The sequence below is a fragment of the Streptomyces sp. PU-14G genome, from assembly GCF_041028275.1.
Classification (GTDB): domain Bacteria; phylum Actinomycetota; class Actinomycetes; order Streptomycetales; family Streptomycetaceae; genus Streptomyces.
In genome coordinates this window covers 1-468 of the sequence record NZ_JASKYT010000766.1, presented here as the reverse complement: position 1 = coordinate 468, position 468 = coordinate 1, and the positions used below count along the sequence as shown (strand labels likewise).

1 pseudogene is annotated in these 468 nt (G+C 77.4%); it reads left to right on the top strand.

From position 1 onward, the window contains the following. Positions 1–256: 256 nt before the first annotated feature. A pseudogene (locus AB8Z75_RS35220) lies at positions 257–468 on the top strand (hypothetical protein); the annotation flags it as partial.

The following is a 468-nucleotide window of genomic DNA, read 5'->3' as shown; positions in this document are numbered from 1 at the left end:
GCCCCCGCCGCTGTCCCCGCTGCCCCCGCCGCAGCGGGGGCACCGCTGCGGCGGGGGCAGCGGCGGGTCCCATCGGGTGCCCGAGCGGGCCCGTTCGGTGGACTCGGACGCTCAGCCGGCCCGTGCGCGGCTCCGGTTGCGTAACCGGTCCCGGGGCCGGACCGTTGAGGAACCGACGGTTAATCTGCTCATCGGCCGGTCTGCCGGCCGCCGGGTCGTGTACCCGGGAGCGCGTACGAGGGGTCGGGAGGTTCCGATGGCGGCTCTCGCCTGGTTGCTGATTCCGGTCGTCGCCGCTGTCGCCGCCAGCCTGTGGGGAAGCTGGGCCGGACGGCGCCGCACCAAGACGCCCGACGCGGTGGGGGTCGCGGGGTACGAGCGGTTCCGCGCCGCCATGGAGCGGGCCAAAACGGACGGCGCTCCCGCCTGCTCGCGGCCGGAGGGCCGGGGCGGGAAGGCCCCCGGGGC